Annotated in this window: 23 protein-coding genes and 1 pseudogene; 10 read left to right on the top strand and 14 right to left on the bottom strand. The window is 66.0% G+C overall.

Translation table 11 applies throughout. From position 1 onward, the window contains the following. Nucleotides 1–26: 26 nt before the first annotated feature. Complete coding sequence (locus ASC91_RS13550) at nucleotides 27–644, bottom strand: BON domain-containing protein (RefSeq protein ID WP_056197545.1); 618 nt, start codon at nucleotides 642–644, stop codon at nucleotides 27–29. A 225-nt stretch (nucleotides 645–869) separates the two neighbouring features. Between ASC91_RS13550 and ASC91_RS13555 the strand changes: the two genes are divergently transcribed. Then, on the top strand, nucleotides 870–1,373 hold the full coding sequence (locus ASC91_RS13555; RefSeq protein ID WP_056197547.1) for a hypothetical protein: 504 nt from the start codon (nucleotides 870–872) through the stop codon (nucleotides 1,371–1,373). 54 nt (nucleotides 1,374–1,427) lie between these two features. On the opposite strand, the gene ASC91_RS13560 is transcribed toward ASC91_RS13555, so the two are convergent. The 4 genes from ASC91_RS13560 to ASC91_RS13575 are packed head-to-tail and all read right to left on the bottom strand — an operon-like array spanning nucleotide 1,428 to nucleotide 3,087. Further along, complete coding sequence (locus ASC91_RS13560) at nucleotides 1,428–1,826, bottom strand: response regulator transcription factor (RefSeq protein WP_056197549.1); 399 nt, start codon at nucleotides 1,824–1,826, stop codon at nucleotides 1,428–1,430. Nucleotides 1,827–1,839: 13 nt separating this feature from the next. Continuing rightward, entirely contained in the window at nucleotides 1,840–2,376 is a 537-nt protein-coding gene (locus tag ASC91_RS13565) for a bacterioferritin (protein ID WP_056197551.1), read from the bottom strand. Beyond that, complete coding sequence (locus ASC91_RS13570) at nucleotides 2,369–2,833, bottom strand: BON domain-containing protein (RefSeq protein WP_056197552.1); 465 nt, start codon at nucleotides 2,831–2,833, stop codon at nucleotides 2,369–2,371. Before ASC91_RS13570 ends, ASC91_RS13565 begins: the two co-directional genes overlap by 8 nt. Further along, nucleotides 2,830–3,087, bottom strand: coding sequence for a hypothetical protein (locus tag ASC91_RS13575; RefSeq protein WP_157281605.1), 258 nt, complete (start codon nucleotides 3,085–3,087; stop codon nucleotides 2,830–2,832). The genes ASC91_RS13570 and ASC91_RS13575 overlap by 4 nt, the downstream gene beginning before the upstream one ends. A gap of 189 nt (nucleotides 3,088–3,276) precedes the next feature. On the opposite strand from ASC91_RS13575, the gene ASC91_RS13580 reads away from it, so the two are divergent. Next, nucleotides 3,277–3,912 (top strand): response regulator transcription factor, encoded by a 636-nt coding sequence (locus ASC91_RS13580; RefSeq protein ID WP_056197556.1) that lies wholly within the window; start codon nucleotides 3,277–3,279, stop codon nucleotides 3,910–3,912. A 59-nt stretch (nucleotides 3,913–3,971) separates the two neighbouring features. Here the strand turns inward: ASC91_RS13580 and ASC91_RS29430 are convergent, their stop codons facing one another. Both ASC91_RS29430 and ASC91_RS13585 read right to left on the bottom strand, forming a co-directional pair. Next, nucleotides 3,972–4,148: a hypothetical protein gene (locus ASC91_RS29430; protein ID WP_157281608.1), complete on the bottom strand. Its 177-nt coding sequence runs from the start codon at nucleotides 4,146–4,148 to the stop codon at nucleotides 3,972–3,974. Nucleotides 4,149–4,250: 102 nt separating this feature from the next. Continuing rightward, entirely contained in the window at nucleotides 4,251–5,174 is a 924-nt protein-coding gene (locus ASC91_RS13585) for a VTT domain-containing protein (RefSeq protein ID WP_200955285.1), read from the bottom strand. An 84-nt stretch (nucleotides 5,175–5,258) separates the two neighbouring features. Here ASC91_RS13585 and modB point away from each other — a divergent pair, with 84 nt between their 5' ends. From modB to ASC91_RS13605, 4 genes are read left to right on the top strand one after another with little or no spacing between them, the layout of a single operon-like run. Then, complete coding sequence (modB, locus tag ASC91_RS13590) at nucleotides 5,259–5,942, top strand: molybdate ABC transporter permease subunit (RefSeq protein WP_056197558.1); 684 nt, start codon at nucleotides 5,259–5,261, stop codon at nucleotides 5,940–5,942. Further along, on the top strand, nucleotides 5,939–6,670 hold the full coding sequence (gene modA / locus ASC91_RS13595) for a molybdate ABC transporter substrate-binding protein (protein ID WP_056197560.1): 732 nt from the start codon (nucleotides 5,939–5,941) through the stop codon (nucleotides 6,668–6,670). The genes modB and modA overlap by 4 nt, the downstream gene beginning before the upstream one ends. Beyond that, nucleotides 6,667–7,368 (top strand): sulfate/molybdate ABC transporter ATP-binding protein, encoded by a 702-nt coding sequence (locus ASC91_RS13600; RefSeq protein ID WP_056197562.1) that lies wholly within the window; start codon nucleotides 6,667–6,669, stop codon nucleotides 7,366–7,368. Before modA ends, ASC91_RS13600 begins: the two co-directional genes overlap by 4 nt. Continuing rightward, nucleotides 7,365–8,162, top strand: a complete 798-nt coding sequence (locus ASC91_RS13605; RefSeq protein WP_056197564.1) for a TOBE domain-containing protein — start codon at nucleotides 7,365–7,367, stop codon at nucleotides 8,160–8,162. The genes ASC91_RS13600 and ASC91_RS13605 overlap by 4 nt, the downstream gene beginning before the upstream one ends. Here ASC91_RS13605 and ASC91_RS13610 read toward each other — a convergent pair. The 5 genes from ASC91_RS13610 to ASC91_RS13630 are packed head-to-tail and all read right to left on the bottom strand — an operon-like array spanning nucleotide 8,159 to nucleotide 12,184. Further along, nucleotides 8,159–8,620 carry a nuclear transport factor 2 family protein gene (locus ASC91_RS13610; RefSeq protein WP_056197566.1) on the bottom strand — a complete coding sequence of 154 codons (462 nt, stop codon included), beginning with the start codon at nucleotides 8,618–8,620 and terminating at the stop codon, nucleotides 8,159–8,161. The genes ASC91_RS13605 and ASC91_RS13610 overlap by 4 nt on opposite strands. 1 nt (nucleotide 8,621) lies before the next feature. Beyond that, complete coding sequence (gene cynS, locus ASC91_RS13615; protein ID WP_056197569.1) at nucleotides 8,622–9,065, bottom strand: cyanase; 444 nt, start codon at nucleotides 9,063–9,065, stop codon at nucleotides 8,622–8,624. Further along, nucleotides 9,062–9,943, bottom strand: a complete 882-nt coding sequence (locus ASC91_RS13620) for an ABC transporter ATP-binding protein (RefSeq protein ID WP_056197571.1) — start codon at nucleotides 9,941–9,943, stop codon at nucleotides 9,062–9,064. Before ASC91_RS13620 ends, cynS begins: the two co-directional genes overlap by 4 nt. Continuing rightward, entirely contained in the window at nucleotides 9,933–10,805 is an 873-nt protein-coding gene (ntrB, locus tag ASC91_RS13625; protein WP_056197573.1) for a nitrate ABC transporter permease, read from the bottom strand. Before ntrB ends, ASC91_RS13620 begins: the two co-directional genes overlap by 11 nt. Then, nucleotides 10,802–12,184, bottom strand: a complete 1,383-nt coding sequence (locus ASC91_RS13630; protein WP_056197575.1) for a CmpA/NrtA family ABC transporter substrate-binding protein — start codon at nucleotides 12,182–12,184, stop codon at nucleotides 10,802–10,804. The genes ntrB and ASC91_RS13630 overlap by 4 nt, the downstream gene beginning before the upstream one ends. Nucleotides 12,185–12,991: 807 nt before the next feature. Between ASC91_RS13630 and ASC91_RS13640 the strand changes: the two genes are divergently transcribed. Together ASC91_RS13640 and ASC91_RS29435 are read left to right on the top strand one after the other, a co-directional pair. After that, nucleotides 12,992–13,294: a hypothetical protein gene (locus ASC91_RS13640; protein WP_056197579.1), complete on the top strand. Its 303-nt coding sequence runs from the start codon at nucleotides 12,992–12,994 to the stop codon at nucleotides 13,292–13,294. Between the two features lie 63 nt (nucleotides 13,295–13,357). Further along, entirely contained in the window at nucleotides 13,358–13,651 is a 294-nt protein-coding gene (locus ASC91_RS29435; RefSeq protein ID WP_157281610.1) for a hypothetical protein, read from the top strand. A 299-nt stretch (nucleotides 13,652–13,950) separates the two neighbouring features. Here ASC91_RS29435 and ASC91_RS13645 read toward each other — a convergent pair. Beyond that, nucleotides 13,951–14,187: pseudogene (locus ASC91_RS13645) on the bottom strand (IS110 family transposase); the annotation flags it as partial. 114 nt (nucleotides 14,188–14,301) lie between these two features. Between ASC91_RS13645 and ASC91_RS13650 the strand changes: the two are divergent. Continuing rightward, nucleotides 14,302–14,916, top strand: a complete 615-nt coding sequence (locus tag ASC91_RS13650) for a YitT family protein (protein WP_056197583.1) — start codon at nucleotides 14,302–14,304, stop codon at nucleotides 14,914–14,916. A gap of 172 nt (nucleotides 14,917–15,088) precedes the next feature. On the opposite strand, the gene ASC91_RS13655 is transcribed toward ASC91_RS13650, so the two are convergent. Continuing rightward, nucleotides 15,089–15,382 (bottom strand): hypothetical protein, encoded by a 294-nt coding sequence (locus ASC91_RS13655; RefSeq protein ID WP_157281612.1) that lies wholly within the window; start codon nucleotides 15,380–15,382, stop codon nucleotides 15,089–15,091. Between the two features lie 275 nt (nucleotides 15,383–15,657). On the opposite strand from ASC91_RS13655, the gene ASC91_RS13660 reads away from it, so the two are divergent. Further along, nucleotides 15,658–16,863 carry a vanadium-dependent haloperoxidase gene (locus ASC91_RS13660; RefSeq protein WP_056197587.1) on the top strand — a complete coding sequence of 402 codons (1,206 nt, stop codon included), beginning with the start codon at nucleotides 15,658–15,660 and terminating at the stop codon, nucleotides 16,861–16,863. Nucleotides 16,864–16,897 lie beyond the last annotated feature (34 nt).

The following is a 16,897-nucleotide window of genomic DNA, read 5'->3' on the forward strand; positions in this document are numbered from 1 at the left end:
CGGCGTTCTCGCACCTGGAGAAACGTTCAATGCGCCGCACTGGCCGCGGCGGGCATGCCGTCCGCCACCGCGACCACTCGCCCCGCCTGCGGCAGAGTCAGGCGGTTATCCACGCCACGCACGCCCTGTGGGGCTCCGGCCAGCACCGTGGCGCGCTCCTTGGCGGCCGCATCGGGGGCCGGGCCTTCCAGACGCACGATGCCGCCTGTCGTCGTCACCTCAATCCGCGGCGCGCTGAGGGCCGGGTCGGCAGCAAGCGCCGTCTTGACCTTGAGACTGATGCCCGTGTCATCGATGGCCGTGCCAACGCCGTCCACGGCACTGCGCGAGGCCTCGACGGCCGCGTTCTGAGAATCCGTCACCGTTTGACCGATGCGATGGCCGAAGTTGCGCACGCTCGCAATCGCGTCGTCAAGCTGGGTGCCCGGGGTGCGGGAGTCTTGCAGGGTGGCAACGGTGATCGCCGTGATAGCGGCGCCCAGGCCCAGTGCGAGGAGCCAGGCGCCAGCGCTAGAGCGCCTGCGAGGCCTCTCGTCGTCGCGCAAGCGGCGTACGGGCGGTGCGACGGCAGGATCGGTGGACTCACCATAAGCCGGCAGACGGGCGCGCCAGTCGTCGGCGTGGGGGCTTGTGACGGGTTTCATGGCGATCTCCTGACGGGCCCGGTGGGCCTCACGCTGCAAGTCTGACTGGCGGCCATGGCCCCACCCGTCAGCGAGTGCAGTCGCAGGCTGTAGGACCGCGCGCCACTGCATCGGCGCGTGCATGCGGGCTTCCCGTTGTCCGATAGCTGCTACTGCCGCAGGCCGACACCGCCGACGAAGCTCACCACCCATCATCCGACTCATCAAACCTTGAAGTGCTGCGCCATGAATCTCCGCCTGCTCTTCCCGCTGCTCGGCCTGTCTCTCGCCCAAGGTGTTCATGCCCAGGGTGTGCCAGCCAGTACCGGTATGGGCGCTGGTATCGGTCTGGCCAGCCAAGCGACGCCGCAATATGCATCGGACCCCGAGCTGAATTGGCGCGACCCGCAATGGCTTAGTCGCCAGCGCGAACGCTCGCGCTGGCGCTATCAGCTGGGGCTCGAACAGCAACTTCGCTCACCCGCGCAGCTCGGGCCGCAAGCCGCCGTGCGCGAGGCCCTGTGGGCTGGCGTCAGCTACAACTTCAACACCAGGTTGAGCGGCGGTGTGGAAACACCGGTCTGGCAGCGTGACAGCGGCTGGGCATCGCGCATGGCTTTCGAACGCCCAAAGGGAGAAGGCTTGACTGGCTTGCGCGGTGCGTTCTCGTACCAGCTGAGTTCTCAAAGCCGGCTGACGTTGCGCCCGCAGGCCCGCCGCGTCATGCTCAGCTATTCAGCGACCTGGTGAACAGCAAAGCGGGCGCCTCAGCGCCCACCTGTCATCGACCGTCGGTTGGGTTGACTACGCCAGCTGCGGAGATCGCCCGGCAGCCAGATCGGCGCAATAGTTGATCAGTTCATCGAGCTGGCGGCATTTATCGAACACGCGCTCTGCGCCCAGTGTGGCGCACCGGCGGCGCATGTCCTCGGTCGCGTAATTGGTCAGCACGATGCGGCGCGCCGCCATGCCCAAACGCTGAGCCGCACGCAGCACGCCCAGACCGTTGCCGGAATTCAGGAAGATATCGACGATGACCACATCGGCCTTCTGGGCGGCCTCTCGGCTCATCCAATGCACGGCCGACTCCTCATCGCCGGCGCTGCCGATGACTTCGACGTTGGCCATTTCCTCGAGCGTGCCCGCCAGGTTCTCGCGGATCACCGGGCTGTTCTCGACGAGAAACGCGCGCAACACGGGCATGGATAACTCCAGTTCAGGCACGCGCCATCCAGTCCTTCAACTCGTCGGCGTGCTCTTCCTCGTCAGCCAGGATGTCCTCCAGCAGGCGCCGGGTCGTGGAATCCTTGTCACCGACCAGATGGATCATCTGGCGGTAGCTTTCGACGGCCACGCGCTCCGCGATGAGGTTGGATCTGATCATGGCCTTGAGGTCGTTGACCGGGTCATAGTCCGCGTGGCTACGCTCTGGCAGGCCCACAGGGTTGAAGTCGGGTTCGCCGCCCAGCTGCACGATGCGCTCGGCCAGCCGGTCGGCATGGCCCAGCTCCGCATCGGCATGGACGAGAAATTCCGCAGCAATGCTGGGCGACTCCAGCCCCGTGGCCATGAAGTGGTGCCGGCGGTAGCGCAGCACGCAGATAAGCTCGGTGGCCAAAGCACCGTTGAGGAGGCTGACGATGTCTTCACGCCACGGCCCGTAGGCCGGCGTGACCGCGCCATCATCGAGATGACCGCGCGCCGCCTCCAGGCCGGCCTCATCCAGTTGCAGAGGCCTTTGCTTGTCAACCATTGCGTGCCACCACGAGCTGGTTGTCCACTGAGCGGACGCCGTTCACTGCTGAGGCGAGCGTCGTCGCGCGTGCCTGCGAGCCGGCGTCGGGGGCCGTACCGACCAGCGTGACGCGGCCGTCCTCGGCTCGCACGTCGATCTTGGTGGCCTTGAGCCTGTCATCGGCCATCAGCGCGGCGTTGATCTTGGTGACGATGGTCGCGTCGGTAGCGGCGTCAGCAGCGGCCGCAGTCGCGTCCTTCAGCTTGGTCTCCGCCTTGTCCACGGCTTGGCGGGCATCGGTCTTGGCCTCGTTACCGGCCTGCTTGGCGTCGGCGATTGCGCCGTCGAGCTTTTGCCCGGCAGTGCGTTCGTCGTTCTGCTTGCTGCAGGCGGCCAGAGCGGCGACCAGGGCCAGGGCGGCAATCAGCGGCGTGCGGGGGGTGGGGATGCGGTTCATCATGCGTCCTTTCTTCATCGCTGAAGGTGTTGGGAAAACGATGTGGGCAACTGTGGCGGCTGCGCCTGCGGCGCGGCGGCAGCCACGGCGCCTATCGGGTGTCGGACAACGCCGACTCGTTGCCAGTGGCGCATCTCCTCGCCACGGCGAACGTTCTGTTGAAGGAGGTCGACAAAGGCCGTCAGCAAGGCGGCGCCCAGCGCGGCGCTGAGGGCGATGACCAGCCACAGCGGCGGAAGAAGGCGGGCCAAGGTTTCGGCCAGGGTTTTCATCACTCGCTCCATGGTCTGGAAGACCTGAGCCGACTTTGCAAAAAACCGCTGGCGCCGGCTACCGGCTATATCCGCGTGGCCCCGTAGGACAAGCGGCCGGCCTATACCCCTTGTAGGACAGCGCTGATCGCGCACGCCGTTTGCCCTCGCTACGCTTTACTCGTTATCACAACTGATTCGGAGCGCAACATGATTCGCATTGGCATCGTTGACGACCACGCCATCGTGCGGTCCGGCCTGCGTCAGTTCCTCGGCGAAAACGTCGACCTGCGCGTGACAGGCGAGGCCGGCAACGGCCGCGACGCGCTCGAGCTGGCGCGCACCGGCGAGGTCGATGTCTTGTTGATGGACATCTCCATGCCCGGGCAGAGCGGCGTGGATGCCTTGTCGGCCATCAAGACCCGCTTCCCCGAGTTGCCCATCCTCATCCTCAGCGGCTTCCCCGAGACGCACTACGCCACGGCGCTGCTGCGCCAGGGCGCCAGCGGCTATCTGAACAAGGAGTGCGATCCGGAGGAGATCGCCAACGCCATCCGCACCGTCGCGCGCGGCCGGCGCTACATCAGCCCGGCCGTGGCCGAGCTGCTGGCCGACGGCGTCGCTGGCGGCGGCTCCGACCGGCCGCTGCACGAGTCGCTGTCCGAGCGCGAGCTGCAGGTTTTCCTGCGCCTGGCCAAGGGAGAGACGGTGGGCGACATGGCCAAGGCCATGTTCCTCAGCGTCAAGACCGTCAGCACCTACCGCACCCGGGTGCTGGAGAAGATCAAGCTCGAGACCAACAGCGACCTGACCTACTACGCGCTGAAGAACGGCCTGATCCAGTAAGCGCAGCCCGGAAACGACAACGGCCCCTGACGGGGCCGTTTTTGCGAAGCCGGCTTGGCTCAGCGACCGATGTTCATCGGTGCCATCGACATGGAGGCACGCGATTGGGTTGCAATGCGGCGCTCGAGGTCGGCGTGGTCAATGGCGCTGGACAGATAGCGCTCTTCGACGTCGGAGACGGTGTCAACGGTCAGCGCGGTGCGCAGAGATTGCAGCAAGTTTTGGATCAGGCTCATGGTGGTTTGGGCTCGTGGCCCGCTCGTCGATCTAGGGTAAACCCGATTGTAGGGTAAATACTAGATCCAACACCCACCACTCAATGCCGGCCGAACATGAATTCATGCCGTTTCGAGGGCATGGCCGGCCTGCGCCCAGGCGTCGATGCCGCCTCGCAGCACACGGGCCTGGTGCCCCCTGGCCTTCAGCCACTGCGCGGCGCGCGCGGCGGACACATCGTTGGGACAGGCGCAGTAAGTGATGAACTCCGCCTCCAACGGCCAGCCTGCCAGGGCCGCATCGCCCAGGGCGCCGAGGTCGAGATGGCGCGCGCCGGGAATGCGGCCGCCCAGCGGCACGCCACGCACGTCGACGAAAACGACATTGCTGCCCTGCTGCATCAACGCCAACACCTCGTCGGGGCCGAGGCGCTCAAGACGGCTCAACTCGCGCCGGACGGCGGCGCGCCGCCACAGCCGCCAGCCGAGATAGGCGGCGACGATCGCTGCGCCGAGGGCCAGGGCGGCACCGCCCAGTTGGCTCAGCTCCCGCAGCACGGCATCGATCTGCGCATGGAAGACGCGGCCGGCCGCCAGGCCCGCGGCCGCCCAGAGGGCCGAGCCGAGCAGGTTCCAGGTCAGGAAGCGCCCCGCCGTCATGCCCAGGGCGCCGGCCAGCGGCGGCGCCAGCATGGACAGCCCCGGCACGAACTTGGCAATGAGCAGGGTCAGCACGCCGCGACGGGCGAAGCTGATTTCGTTCTGGCGCACGCAGCTGTCCGGCGAGATGGAAATGCGGCACAGCGCCGCCAGCACACGCCGCCCCAGGCGCCGGCCCGCCCAGAACCAAAGCACATTGGCCACCATCGCCGCCAGCGTGATGGCGGCGAAGGCACGCAACGCGAAGCCCTCGCGTGCCGCTGACTCCGCGCCCAGCAGCAGCAGCAGGGGCGTGGACGGCAGCGGCGCGCCGAGCTGGTGCAGCAGCACGGCGACGGCCACGGCAAGCAGGCCGTAGCGGGCAAAGAGATCGATCAGCAGTTCCATGGCGTTGCTTGACAGCATAGTGCGCCGTGGCCTGTCCACGCTTCGGCCGGCAATTCGTGATGTAGTTGATTACATTACGCCACCATGCCAACCGACCTCTGGAGCCAGTTCGACGCCGCGCCGCTGGCGTTGACGCTGCGCGTGGCCGTCGTCGCAACGGCGCTGGCCCTGGTACTGGGCGTCGCCCTGGGCTGGGTGTTCGCGCGCACCAGGCTCCCGGGCCGAGGCCTGCTGGAGGCCATCTGCATGCTGCCGCTGGTGCTGCCGCCGACCGTGCTGGGCTACGGCATCCTCGTGCTGATGGGTCGGCGCAGCGTGCTCGGTGGCTGGCTGCGCGAACACTTCGACTACACCATCATCTTCAACTGGCACGGCGCCGTCATCGCCTCGGCGCTGGTGGCCCTGCCGCTGGTGCTCAAGGGCGCCAGCAGCGCCTTCTCCCAGGTCGACCGCAACCTTGAAGCCGCCGCGCGCACGCTGCGCCAGTCGGGCTGGAGCACCTTCCTGCGCGTGACGCTGCCGCTGGCCTGGCCCGGCATCCTCGCCGGCACGCTGCTGGCCTTCGCCCGTGCGATGGGCGAGTTCGGCGCCTCGCTGATGGTGGCTGGCTCCATTCCGGGCCAGACCCAGACCGCCTCCATGGCCATCTACGACGCTGTGCAGGCCGGGCGCGACGACCTGGCCCTGACGCTCGCCCTCGTCGTGTCGGCCTTCTCGGTCGCCATCCTCGTGCTGTCCAACCGCTTTCTGCAAAGCTCGCCGTCATGAAGCGCCTGCTGCTCCTGTTGACCGCCATTCCCTTGCTGGCCCATGCCCAGCAACTGACCGTGTCCGCCGCCGCCAGCCTGACCGACGCCTTCAAGGAGATCGCCCCGCGCTTCGAGGCGGCCAAGCCCGGCGCGACGCTGCGCTTCAACTTCGCCGCCTCCGGCGTGCTACTGCAGCAGATCGCCCAGGGCGCACCGGTGGACGTCTTCGTCAGCGCCGACCAGGAGACGATGAACCGCAGTGCCGACCAACAGCTCATTGCCACCGGAACTCGCCGCGACTTCGCGAGCAACACCCTGGTCCTGGTGGCGCCGCCGGACAGCCCCGTCAGGCGTGTGGCCGACCTGACCTTGCCCACCGTAAAGCGCATCGCGGTTGGCAAGGTGGCCTCCGTCCCCGTGGGCCGATACACGCAGCAGGCCCTGGGGGCCGCACAGCTCTGGTCGGCGGTGAGCCCCAAGCTCGTTTTCGCCGACAACGTGCGCCAGGTGCTGGACTACGTCGCTCGCGGCGAGGTGGAGGCCGGTTTCGTCTACCGCACCGACGCCGAGATCGCCAAGGACAAGCTGCGCGTGGTCGCGGCGGTAGGCGGCCACACGCCCATCACCTACCCGGCCGCCGTCGTGGCGGGCAGCCGGCAGGCCGCGTTGGCGCGAGACTTCGTCGCTTTCCTCGGCGGGGCCGAAGCCCAGGGCATCCTGGCCAAGTACGGTTTCGGTAAACCTTGATCGACGTTCGCCTGCAACTCTCAGTCAGCGACGCCCGGCGCCGCTTCGACCTGGACGTCGCCTTTGCCACGGAGGCGCCCTTCGTCGCCCTTTACGGCCCGTCGGGCGCCGGCAAGTCGCTGACGCTGCAGGCCATGGCCGGACTGCTGCCAGTGCGCGCTGGGCATATGAAGCTCAACGGCCTCGCACTGCTGGACACCGCCGCCGGCATCAACCTGCCGCCCGAGGCTCGCGGCGTCGGCTATCTGTTCCAGCACTACGCCCTGTTCCCCCACCTCAGCGTGCGCGACAACATCGCCTTCGGGCTGACGACCTGGCGCAAGCGTCTGAAGGCCGCGGACGCGGCGCGAGTGGACGAGCTGATCGAATCCTTCGGCCTCACGGCAATGGCGCGCAGCAAACCGGCCACGCTCTCCGGCGGCCAGCAGCAACGCGTGGCGCTGGCCCGGGCGCTGGCCTGCAACCCCAAGGTGCTGTTGCTGGACGAACCCTTCGCCGCGCTGCACAGCGCGCTGCGCCGCGAACTGCGCACGGAGTTGCAACGTGTGCTGGCGCAATGGGGCATCCCGGCCGTCATGGTCAGCCACGATGCCGACGACGTTCTAACGCTGGCCGACGAGATCGTGCTGGTCGACGGCGGCCAGGTCAGCCAGCGGCTGCGGGCCGACGACCCCGAGCTGCGCGCCCGACTGCTATGAGCACTCCCGACCACCCGTTGCTGCAGGGCGAGTTGCGCCTGGCCGGCCGGCTCGACGGCCGCTTCTTCGACCTGCTGGCCGCATTGGCGCTGACCGGCTCGCTGCAAAAGGCCGCCAAGGCCGCCGGCTACAGCTACAAGGGCGCCTGGCTGGTGCTGGACGCGGCGGCGGCGTTGACGCGTGCGCCGCTGGTCGACAAGGCCACGGGCGGCGCTGGCGGGGGCGGCACGCGGCTGACGGCCGAGGGCGAGATCCTGCTCGCCGCCTGGCGCGAACTTCAGGCCCGACACACCGCCTTCCTGCACGAACAGGCCGCCTGGCTGGCCACCCAACCGGCGCTCGACGCGCTGCTGAAAAGGATGAGCATGAAGACCACCGCCCGCAACCAGTTCTTCGGCCGCATCTCGGGCGTGAACCCCGGCCCGGCCACGACGACGGTGCGCGTCGCGCTGGACGGCGGCCAGGAAATCACCGCCTCGCTGACGACCGAGGCCGCGCTGGAACTGCAGGTGCAGACGGGCCAGGAGGCGCTGGCCCTCGTGAAGTCCAGCGAGATCGTGCTGGTGACGGATTTCGGCGGCTACAGGCTGTCGGCCCGCAACCAACTGGCCGGCACGGTGTCGCGCGTGGAGCGCGGCGCGGTGTCGTCGCTGATCGGCGTGACGCTGCCGGGCGGCACGGTGGTCACGGCGAGCGTCACCAATGACGCGGTCGACGGCCTCGGCTTGGCCGTGGGCCAACCGGCAACGGCCGTATTCAAGGCGTATGCAGTGATGCTGGCCGTTCGCGCCTAGAGCCCCAGGTCGCTCAGGCTCGGATGCTCATCCGGCCTCCGGCCCAGCGGCCAGAAGAACAGCCGCGCCGATGTCGCAATGGGCAGGTCATTGATGCTGGCAAAGCGCCGCCGCATCAGGCCCTCTGCGGTGAACTCCCAGTTCTCGTTGCCATAGCTGCGGTACCAGTGGCCGGAGTCGTCGTGCCACTCGTACGCAAAGCGCACAGCGATGCGATGGCCGTCATGAGCCCACAGCTCCTTGATGAGCCGGTAGTCCAGCTCGCGCGCCCACTTGCGCACGAGAAAGCCATGCACCTGCTCGCGGCCGACCGGGAACTCGGCGCGGTTGCGCCAGACCGTGTCGTCCGTGTAGACGCCGACGACGCGGTCGGGGTCACGGCTGTTCCAGGCGTCTTCGGCCAGGCGCACTTTCTGCACCGCGGACTCTGGCGTGAAGGGTGGAAGCGGCGGCTTCATGTCAGTAGGTTTTGTAGCCAAGGAACTTGCCGCTCATGACGATGTTGACGCGGTCGCCGGCCGCGTTCGGCTCGCGCTGCAAGTCCATCTTGAAGTCGATGGCGCTCATGATGCCGTCGCCGAACTCCTCGTGGATCAGCTCCTTGAAGGTCGTGCCGTAGACGCTGATCAGCTCGTAGAAGCGGTAGATCAGCGGGTCGGTGGGCACGCTGGTCGGCAGGCTCCCCTTGTAGGGCACGACCTTGAGCCACTGCGTCTCACACTCGGTCAGGTCGAAGACCTTGGCCAGCTTGGTCGCCTGCTCTTCGTTGAAGGTCATCTGGCCCAGGCAGCCGGCGGTGACCCACTCCTTGCTGAGGCCGAGCTCAGTGGCCACGTCGGCCCACTTGATGCCTTTGGCGACCTTGGTGGCGATGATTTTTTCGGTGACGTCGAGGCGGCTCATGCTTGGCTCCTGAGGGTGGTGAGTGAGGGGTCTAGGGGAATGACTTCAGCGGTCTGCGCAAGACCCGGCCGCACCTCAGGCGGGTGCTCGGGCGCCCGGCCGTGCGACAGCGTGGCGCTGCGTTCGACGAGGAAGTCGACGAGGTGATTGCGGATGCGATAGAACTGCGGGTCGTGGTGCAGCGTGGCGCGTTGCCGGTCACGAGGCATCGTGTTGACGACGATCTCGGCCACGCGGGCCTGCGGGCCGTTGGCCATCAGCAGGATGCGGTCGGCCAGCAGGATGGCTTCGTCCACGTCATGCGTGATCATGAAGACGGTCTGGCGCGTGGCGGCGCAGATCTTCAGCAACTCGTCCTGGATGGTGCCGCGTGTCAGCGCGTCGAGCGCGCCGAAGGGCTCGTCCAGCAGCAGCATGCGCGGCTCGATGGCGAAGGCGCGGGCGATGCCCACGCGCTGCTTCATGCCGCCGGACAGCTGGCTGGGCTTCTTGTCCAACGCCGGCGTCAGGCCGACGAGGGCGACGTACTTCTCGACCTGCGCATCGACCTCGGCGCGCTTCCATCCGGGCCACTTGCTGCGTACCGCGAAGGCGATGTTCTGACGCACCGTGAGCCACGGCATCAGCGCATGGCCCTGGAAGACGACACCGCGCTCCAGCCCTGGCGCGTTCACCTCGCGCTTGGCCATGAAGACGTGGCCGTCGCTGGCCTGCTCCAGCCCGGCCATCACGTTGAGGATGGTCGTCTTGCCGCAGCCGCTGTGGCCGATGATGCAGACGAACTCGCCCTCGGTCAGCGTGAAGTTGACGTTATCGAAGACCGTCGCGTTGCCATAGCGCTTGGCCAGGCCTTGCACTTGGACGAGTTCAGTCGACATAGGTCACCGCCTTCTGGGCGCGGGCAAACAGCAGGTCCAGCGCCATGCCCACGAGGCCGATGACGAGGATGGCGAAGATGACGTTGGGCAGGCTGAGGTTGTTCCACTCGTTCCAGACGAAGTAGCCAATGCCCGTGCCACCCACCAGCATCTCGGCCGCGACGATGACCAGCCAGGCGATGCCCATGCTGATGCGCATGCCCGTCAGGATGGTGGGCGCCGCCGCCGGCAGGATGACCTCGAAGGCGCGGCGCAGCGGTGTGACTTCCAACGTGCGCGCCACGTTCAGCCACTCACGCCGCACGCCGGCCACGCCGAAGGCCGTGTTGATCAGCATCGGCCACAGGCTGCAGATGAAGATGACAAAGATGCCGCTCGCGGCCGAGTCCTTGATCGTGTAGAGGGCCAGCGGCATCCAGGCCAGCGGCGAGATGGGCTTCAAGACCTGGATGAACGGGTCGAGCGCGCGGTAGATCAGCGGGCTCATGCCGATGACGAAGCCCAGTGGGATGGCGACCAGCGCCGCGAGCAGATAGCCCAGCCCCACGCGGCCCAGCGAATAGGCCAGCTGCAGGCCGATGCCCTTGTCGTTGGGGCCGCGGTCATAGAAAGGCTCGGACAGGTGATGAACCACCGTGCGGCCCATCTGCGCGAGCGTCGGGAAGCCGCTCTTGGCGGCCACCGGCGTGGCGTCCACCGGCTTGCCCATCAGCTTGGCGTACTCGATCTGCTCGGGCGTCATCGCCGCTGCGGGTGCGGCGCTGGCGCCGCTGCCCAGCGTGGCTAGGTGCCATAGGCCGAGCAGACAGCCAAGCAGCAGCAGAGACAGCAGGCCGGCGCGGAAAGCAAGCGAGGGCTTCATGTGCGTTTGATCGCGAAGCTGTTGACGTAGGCGTCGGGCTTGGCCGGATCGAACTCCTTGCCCATGACCTTGAACTTTGGATAGCCGCCGGCTTTGTCCTCCGGCACGGCTTGATCGAGCGCCTTCATCTGCTTGCGCGCATCGGTCAGCAGGAACACCTTTTCGGCGATCTGTTTGTAGTTCACGTCGCCCTTCAGATAGCCCCAGCGCTTCATCTGCGTGAGCATCCACACGGCCATGCTCTGCCAGGGCATCGGGTCGAAATCGGCACGGTCCGGCACGACCTTCACATTACCCAGCCCGTCGGCGAACTTGCCCGTCAGCACCTGGGCGATGACGGTTTCCGGCTGGTTCAGATAGGCCTGCGGCGCGATGACCTTGGCGATCAGTTCGCGGTTCTTGGCTTCGCGGGCCATCGCCGCGGCGGTCAGCACCGCGCGGTACAGCGCGATGAAGGTGTTGGGGTTCTTCTGAATGAACTCCATGCTCGTGCCGAAGGCGCAGCAGGGGTGGCCGTTCCACAGCTCCTTGGTCAGCAGGTGGATGAAGCCCACCTCCTCGTACACGGCGCGTTGGTTGAACGGGTCCGGGCCCAGGAAGCCGTCGATGTTGCCGGCGCGCAGGTTGGCCACCATCTCGGGCGGCGGCACCACGCGGATCTGGATGTCGCGGTCCGGGTCCAGCCCCGCTTCCGCCACGTAGTAGCGCAGCAGGAAGTTGTGCATCGAATACTCGAAGGGCACTGCGAACTTGAAGCCCTTCCAGCTCGCCGGGTCCCGCTTGTCCTTGTGCTTGACGCTGAGCGTGATGGCCTGGCCGTTGGTGTTCTGGATGGTCGCCACGTTCATCGCCGTGGCCGGCGCGCCCAGGCCCAGGCTGATCGCCAGCGGCATCGGCGACAGGAAGTGCGTGGCGTCGTACTCCTTGTTGATCATCTTGTCGCGGATCAACGCCCAGCCCGCCGTCTTCACCACCTCCACGTTCAGCCCCTGCTTGGCATAGAAGCCGAGCGGGTGCGCCATGATCAGCGGCGTGGCGCAGGTGATGGGGATGAAGCCGATCTTCAGGTCCTTCTTCTCCAGTGCTCCCTGAGTGCCCTGCGCCATCGCCTGCAGCGAGGCGAGGGGCAGCACGCTGCCGATGGCCGCCATCGCCGTGCGGCGGCCCACGGCCTTCAAGAAGCGGCGGCGCAAAGCGTCCTGCGGGAATAGCGCCTTCACGAGCGTGGCTTCGACGAAGCTGGCGGACTCGGTCTCGAAGTCGGCCGTTTTGCTGCGTGCGCGCAGTTCGGCAGCAGCATGGTCAGCAGCGCTGGCGTGCTGGCCGCAGGCGCAATGCATCAGCAAAGGCCGGTCGGCGTCGTAGGGATCGTGGGTCATCGAGTGCTCCTCAGGATGGGAGCGACTCTAGGAACCAGCGCGTCGTCGCGGAATCGTGGGGGGCGGCGAGTTTTTGTAGGGCTGGAACTACCAGGGAAAACCTGGGTCTGCAGCGGTTGGCGGCGGCGGGGCGAGAGCCAGCGCCGCTGGCATCATCAGGCGTCAACGCACGGCAGAGAACTTGTAAGTGCGAGCCGCTTTTGCCGGAAATTTAATGCTGTATGGAATGCAGTGGAACGGGAGACTTTTTGTGTTGATTCAAGCACTTGCCTGCGCTGCAATGCGCCGATCTAGAGCGCAGCGCGCCTGCCTAGGCAGCGCCGCCTGTCTCCACAGAACACGTTGAACCTCAGATGTTTGACTTCTTGCGCCAGCGCAGGTTCGAGGATTCGGAACTTGGCCAGTTCACGCGAGTGCGAACCATGTGGTTTCCCGTGAAGACACAAGACTGTCTTTGCGTCAGCATGGAGGGAGGCAAGGAGCAGCCAAGCTCGGAGGTTGTTGAGGTTGCCCGCCGGCTTCTGCGGGAGCCCAACCACCTTGTTCAAGCAGCTGAATCCTTCGTCAGATCGCACGATGGCGCGCAGGAGTTCATCGCCGGGCACGGGGAACTAGTTTGCGACGGATTTACGGTGTACGAGTCGGGGAAGTTTTCGGTCGAGTTCTCTCTAACCGGCTGGGCCGATGCAATGATTACCGTGCCCTTCGAAGGATCTGAACCATGTGCCGTCTCCCTCGGGGACTGAGGTCCAACCTGTCACTGGAGCGGACCGCCTTCGGCGTCCGCTCACCTGCACGTTAAACCTCATGACGCCCCAACAGAAGAAGCAACTGAGCTACGCCAAGGACCGCCGGAATACATACGGCGAGAACAGCAAGTCTTCGCGGAAGAACATTCCGTTGTCGAAAGCACTGGACATTCGGTCCGAGCGTCGTGCACAAGATTCGGCGCTGGCAAAAGCGGTTGTGGCAACGAACATCGATCAACTGGATGTGGCCGAGAACACTATGCGGGCAACCAAACCGCGGCAATGGCGCAAGTCGCCCGATGAGCCGCTGGGGCAAGTGCTCATTTCGAAGAACAAGCGGTCGGCGAAGAATGAGGTTTAACCTTTTGCTGCAGCGGACGGCTTCGCCGCCCGCTGAGCGCGAACGTTAAGCAAAGGAGTGCACTTGGATTCACTGCTAGCACCAATTGCAGGAGCCCTAAAGGAAAATCTCCTCGAATGGGAAGATCCTGATATAACAGCCTACAAGCTCGGTATCTGCCTTGGCCTTTTTCAGCCAGATGACGGTAGTTATGATCAATTTCGTGAGTACAAGGGTGTGCTCTGTACAGATAATGCAGCAAGTATGTTTCTGTATGAGACCATTGACAGACTTGTTGTGCTTGGACTGCTGGAAGCCGATAAAAAAAAATATAAGTATCGTTGGAATCCAGGCTCAGAGGATCGATTGCTTGCCTAACCGCGCTACAGGGACTTCCCGGTTAATCACGCCTTTGCTGTTTTCCCATCAAGACTTGCATTCGATTTGATGCAGCGCCACAGAGAACAGACTGCACATCATCTACAGGCGGCCTTGTTGCACTCGGGATTCGGTTTGGGCCCAGATACCAACCGCTCAGCAGGGCTCCATTCACTCGCCGCCGTCGCCACAATTGGCGCGGCACCCGGTTAGTCGAGCTTGCCTGCTGCCGGTCTGACCTGTGAATTGCATCTTCGAACGCACGTCTACCGGAAGAACTTGTTCGTCGGGGAATGCGTTCAGGCCTGCGCCAGGACCGGTATCGGCGGCACTTCGCCAGGCTTGACCGACACGTAATTCGGATCGAACTCTCGCCCTTTGGCGAGCAGCGCCCAGACGATGCGCGCGTTCTTGTTGGCCAGCGCCACCACCGCCTTTTGCCAGCCCACGCGGGCGAGCAACTGCACCAGCCACTGCGAGATCTTGTCGCTGCGTTTATGCGCGGTCATCACGGCCGACTTGGCGCCCTGGATCAGCTCGTGGGGTGAGCGTAGTGAACCCCAACACGATCAGCGCCTCCGCGTCTGTTGGGGTTCAGTACCCACACCCGGTGATTGCCGCGACGGCACGCAGTGTGCTTGTGTGCCGGCATGGATCGAACTTCAACAGAACCGCCCGTTCACACCTGGCTTGATGACGGCCATGCACTAATAGCGGGCTCATTGTTCGTCGCCTTGGGCCTCACCATGTTTGCACATGCCGGCCTGCTGACGGGCGGGGTCGCGGGAGTTGCCTTCCTCGCCAGCTACACCAGCGGCCTCAGTCTGGCGCTGTGCTTCTTCGCCTTCAGCCTGCCGTTCTTCCTGCTGTCCTGGCAGCGCCTCGGCAGAGAGTTCACGCTCAAAAGCCTCCTTGCCGTCTCGCTGGTTTCCGCCTGTACGGCGTTGGCACCCAGGGTGGTCCGCTTCGAGTTCCTGAACCCTTGGGTGGCCGCGGTACTTGGTGGCTTTCTCGTCGGATTCGGCCTCCTGGCCCTGCTTCGTCATCAGGCGAGCGTCGGCGGCGTCAATATCGTGGCGCAGTGGCTCCAGCAAACCAAGGGTCTGAGTGCAGGAAAGATTCAGATGTCGGTCGATGTCCTGGTCGTGCTTGCAGCGCTTTTCACCGTGCCGCCCGTTCGGGTTCTGCAGTCAGTCGTTGGCGCCGTGGCCATCGGCGCCATCCTCACACTGAACCACAAACCCGGCAGGTATCTGGGCGTGTAGACAGAGCGCCATCCCCGGCTTCACCGTGTCGACGTACCCGACCGGGACGCCGCCCACCACTGGGCCGCCAAGATCGCCGCCGCTTGCCGCTGCGCGCAGGACGTGCGCGAGTTCATGCCGCTGCCGCCGGAGGTGGCGGCCCGCCTGAGCAAGGCTTGAACGCGCGCGCCCCTCAGGGCGCCGCAATGCCGTCGATTCGGTCCAGGCGGACGACGATGTGGCCGTGCTGCTGGTTGCGCAGTTCCACCCAGCGGCCCGGCTCGATGCGCGTCACGGCGCCCGAGATCGCCTGCCCGTTCACATAGAGCGTGATGCCGCGCTTGTCCTGCAGCGCTGCGTTGAGCGCCTGCTCGATGCCTTGCTCGGCATCCGCCGCATGGGCCAGGCCCGAAGTGAAGGCGAAAGCGACAACGAGTGCGGCAAGCACATGGCGAGCAGAGGATGCTTGGAAAGCTTGTGAAGGCATGACGGTCTCCTGGAACTAAGGCATCGCACTGTGCCTGCCGCCTGTCGCGCGGCGGTTTCAGGCCGGACGGGCGTTTGTTTCGTTTGTTCATGTGCCCACGAGGGCCGTTGACGACCGCGATGCCGGAGGGGCCAGTCGCAATGCTGGACTGACGCTCGCATCCCCCCGCGGCAATCCTCAACCGAGAGGACACCGAGCCATCGCGCCGCCTTCTAGGGGTTGCCGGGCCACCGGGGCGGGCGGAGCCTCGAACCGTCGACTGCAAAGGAGCCGCGATGACACTTGCCGCTTGGAGATGCCTGCTGGCCGCCGTGCTGGCGACTGCCCTGCATTCGGCGCGAGCCGACGTTGTCACGGACTGGAACGTCACGGCGCTCGGCCTCACGGCGTCCAGCACGCCGCAAGTCGAGATGCGTGCCTTGGCTCTCACGCACGTCGCCATGTTCGACGCCGTCAACGCCATCACGCGCACGCACCAGGCCTACATGAGTCCCGCCCCCGCGGCACCGGCCGGCGCATCGGCCGAGGCGGCGGCGGCATCGGCGGCACATGCGGTGCTGGCGTCGATCTACCCGCTGCAAAAGCCTGCACTCGACGCCGCGTTGCAGGCGTCGCTTGCCAAGCTGCCCGATGGCGCCGGCAAGAGCGATGGCAGCGCCCTGGGCCGCCAGGTCGCCGAGCAATGCATCGCCATGCGCAGCAGCGACGGCTGGAACGCCCGCGTCGTCTACACGCCAGCCACCGCCCGAGGCAGTTGGCAGCCGGCGCCGCCCTCGATGGGCGGCTTTGCCTCGATCCACTGGGCCGAGGTCAAGCCCTTCTTCCTCAAATCAGCGGCGGAAGTGACGGCGCCCGGCCCGTTGGCGATTGACAGTGTGCAATACGCCAAGGAACTCGACGAGGTGAGGCGCCTGGGCGGGCGCAACTCCACCGAGCGAACTGCCGACCAGACGGCGGCGGCCATCTTCACGCTGATAAACGGCGGCCAGATGTGGAACGCCGCCGCGCGCGCCGCCGCCACCGCCAAGGGCACGTCGACGCCGGAGAACGCCCGGATCTTCGCCATCATCAACATGGCCGCGCTCGACGCCGTGATCGCCAGCTGGGAGGTCAAGCGCAAGATGGGCACCTGGCGCCCGGTGACGGCCATCCGCGCCGCTTCGAGCAATGCGGACCCGACCTGGGAGCCGTTGATCAACACGCCGCCGCACCCGGACTACCTCTCCGGCCATTCGGCGACGTCAGGCGCCTGGTCCAGGTCGCTCCAACTGCTGTTCGGCAACGACGGCGTGCCCTTCAGCGCCACCTTCAACAACGCGCTGACGCGTCATTTCAGCAGCTTCTCCCAGGCGGCGACGGAGATCGAGAATGCCCGGATCTGGGCAGGCATTCACACCCGCACGGCTGATGAGCACGCCACGGCTCTCGGCCGGAAGGTCGCGGAACTGGCCGTGCAGCGAGGAATGCAGAAGCTGCCGTGAAGCGATCCCCGCGGCTTGAATGAGCGCGATGAGC

The organism is Pelomonas sp. Root1237, assembly GCF_001425055.1.
Taxonomy (GTDB): Bacteria; Pseudomonadota; Gammaproteobacteria; order Burkholderiales; family Burkholderiaceae_C; genus Pelomonas.